The organism is Microcoleus sp. LEGE 07076 (assembly GCF_015207455.1).
In the GTDB taxonomy this organism is placed as follows: Bacteria; Cyanobacteriota; Cyanobacteriia; order Cyanobacteriales; family Microcoleaceae; genus Microcoleus.
In genome coordinates, this window is sequence record NZ_JADEWV010000392.1 from 1 (window position 1) to 2,920 (window position 2,920).

General features: G+C 49.9%; 4 protein-coding genes. All 4 read left to right on the plus strand.

What is annotated here, in order from left to right:
- Positions 1 to 86 precede the first annotated feature (86 nt).
- The 4 genes from yqeK (at position 87) to IQ270_RS29490 (ending at position 2,855) form a co-directional block, all read left to right on the plus strand.
- Complete coding sequence (yqeK, locus tag IQ270_RS29475; RefSeq protein WP_193976652.1) at positions 87 to 722, plus strand: bis(5'-nucleosyl)-tetraphosphatase (symmetrical) YqeK; 636 nt, start codon at positions 87 to 89, stop codon at positions 720 to 722.
- A 137-nt stretch (positions 723 to 859) separates the two neighbouring features.
- Positions 860 to 1,285: a ribosome silencing factor gene (rsfS, locus tag IQ270_RS29480; protein WP_193976653.1), complete on the plus strand. Its 426-nt coding sequence runs from the start codon at positions 860 to 862 to the stop codon at positions 1,283 to 1,285.
- 1 nt (position 1,286) lies between these two features.
- The gene (locus IQ270_RS29485; RefSeq protein WP_193976654.1) at positions 1,287 to 1,787 is read left to right on the plus strand and encodes a CGLD27 family protein; all 501 of its coding nucleotides are present in this window, start codon (positions 1,287 to 1,289) and stop codon (positions 1,785 to 1,787) included.
- A 114-nt stretch (positions 1,788 to 1,901) separates the two neighbouring features.
- Positions 1,902 to 2,855, plus strand: a complete 954-nt coding sequence (locus IQ270_RS29490; RefSeq protein WP_193976655.1) for an asparaginase — start codon at positions 1,902 to 1,904, stop codon at positions 2,853 to 2,855.
- The last annotated feature ends 65 nt before the right edge of the window (positions 2,856 to 2,920 follow it).

Here is a 2,920-nt window from a genome sequence, read left to right on the forward strand (position 1 = left end):
ACTCACCACACCCCTGCGTGCCCGACACAGCAGTCCATTAAAACAAAACGCTAAAATAATAGATCATACAATTTTGGAGTTAATATTTGACACTTGCACTCGATCGCCAAAACGTCCTAGCTTGGCTCTCTAACCGCGTTCCTGCCGCCCGCATCACACACATCCTCGGAGTCGAACAGACAGCAGGAGACTTGGCCAGACGTTACGGCCTTGACGAAGCAAAAGCCCGATCGGCAGGATTGCTGCACGACGCAGCAAAATATTTTAAACCCCAACTGCTGCTACAAATGGCTCAGAAGGAAGGTTTAGAGTTAGACTCAGTGTTGGAAGCACACCCGCATTTGCTGCACGCAGACGCCAGCGCGATCGTCGCTAGAGACGAATTCGGAGTGGTCGATCGAGAAATTTTGGATGCAATCGCCAATCATACCCTCGGCAGACCAAACATGAGCCAGCTCAGTTGTACCGTATTTATAGCAGACACTATAGAGCCCAGCCGCGGCAACACAGCCTCTCTAGAAGCACTGCGCGAGGCAAGCGTGCAAAATCTTTATGCAGCCGTGTGGCAAACTAGCGATTATTCTCTGAAATATTTGCTAGAAACTCGCTGCTACATCCACCCGCGCACCGTACTTACGCGGAATTGGGCGCTGCAAATGGCTCGACGATCGACCCAAACAGAAAATTCGACAGAAAAGTCGATCGCACAAATAACAAGTTAAAAGTAAAAATTACCAGCAATCGAGTCCTTACTTTTGGCTTGAATTTAACTTCTATTTCCCTGCTCAAACTGCCAACAACCGATCGCCAAACAGCCCCCGTTCTCACTTACCCTATCAATTAGGAACTTAAACACTTAATGTCAGATATCACCCAACTCGAATACTCCAGGGCCCAGTCTACAGAAACCGACGGCACATCCCCAGACGAAGCGCGCGGCCTGATACTGACCGCAGCGCAAGCAGCCGACGAGCGCAAAGCAGTTGATATTGTATTGCTCCGGGTAGCAGAAGTATGCTATCTGGCAGACTACTTTGCGATCTGCACCGGATTTTCCAACGTCCAGGTACGAGCCATCTCCCAAGCCATAGCAGACCAAGTAGAAGAAGAATGGCAACGCTTGCCGCTGCGTACACAAGGGCTATCAGACGCAAGTTGGGTCGTCATGGACTACGGCGACGCAATTATCCACATCTTGAAACCCCAAGAGCGCGAATTTTACAATTTAGAAGCGTTCTGGGGACACGGCGAACGAGTTAACTTTTCTACCGCAGAGGAACGCTAATGTGAAAAACGCTTCTGTTTCTATTTGTCCTGTTCCGCAAGAACAGCGACCGGTTAACGAATATCAAGAACTTACAGAATCTTGGTTTTTTAGCTGGGTAACTCTCGATTGGCCCGAGTATCTGGCAAAACTCGCTTGGGTTTTGGGCTGGAGTTGCTTGGTATCCGGGCCGATAGCTGCTTCTAGCTTTGCTCCCCTCAAATATCCAGTTCAGTTTGCCCTGTGCACTGCCGCTGGTGCCGGTTTTATTCTAGGATTAGCTTTGCTGCGACTCTACTTGGGTTGGTTCTACGTGCGATCGCGCCTTGCAAATTCCACCGTCGTCTACGAAGAGTCTGGCTGGTACGATTGTCAATCTTGGTCTAAAACACCGGAGATTTTAGCTCAAGACCAGTTGATAGTCAACTACGAACTAGAACCAATTCTCAGGCGTTTGCGGCAGACATTTTATGGTTTGACAGTATTGCTGGTTGCCGGGGGACTAATTTGGAATTGTTTGTAATCGGGAATCGTGACAGGGAAGTTTTGAGTTGTCGGGGCGGTGTGCTTTTGTCGCCGCCCCCTTACAACTTCCTCCACCAAATCTAAAATCTAAAATCTAAAATCTAAAATTGATATGACAAGGGGAAAAAGAACCCAAGCTCCCGAACTGGAAGTCACACTGCTGCGCGAAGGTATTGTGGAATCGAAGCACCGCGCCCAAGCCGCTGTCTGTGACAAGCGCGGGCGCATTCTGTCCGTTGCCGGTAACTCGGAAACGGCGACATTTGTCCGTTCTTCACTCAAACCGTTTCAAGCTTTGGCTGTGACGGCGAGCGGCACTTTGGAACGCTACGAATTGACCGATCGAGATTTAGCGATTATTTGCAGTTCTCATCAAGGTACGATCGAGCAATCGCGACAGGTATTTAACGTCCTGTGGCGCTGCGACATAGACCCATCCAAACTTCAATGCCCCATTCCTGAAGGCAAAAAAAGTTCCCTCCAATACAACTGTTCCGGTAAACACGCCGGAATGCTGGCAGTCTGTCAGCAACTGCACTGGCCGCTCGAAACTTATTTGCGCCGCAAACATCCCGTCCAGCAGCTTATTTTGGGCAAAGTGGCTGACTTGCTGGCAATGCCTGCCGAAGAGTTTATCAGCGCTCGCGACGACTGCGGCGCTCCTACCTATCTGTTGCAGTTGGGACAAATGGCGTCTTTGTACGCTAAGTTAGCCTCCGGCGACAATGTGGATATGGAGCGGATTGTCCGCGCTATGACTCACCACCCGATGATGATTGCCGGTGAGGGCAGGTTTGACACGGAACTGATGCGCTTGACTCAAGGAGAATTGGTCAGCAAGTCCGGCGCCGAAGGGGTTCAGTGCATTGGCAGGGTTGGCGAAGGTATGGGCTTGGCAATTAAGATAACCGATGGCGGAAAGCGCGCTCAATTTGCTGTGGCGATTCACTTGCTCAAGCAGTTGGGGTGGATTACTCCGACAATTGCCGAAACTCTTTCGGACACTTACCTGACTCTCAGCGATTTTAAACGCTTGGAGGTAGTAGGCGAAGTTTCGATGCTCTAAGTTGTTCTGCATTCAAATTGTAGATCGAGATAACCGACCAAAAATCCTCTCCCCCTATCTCCATC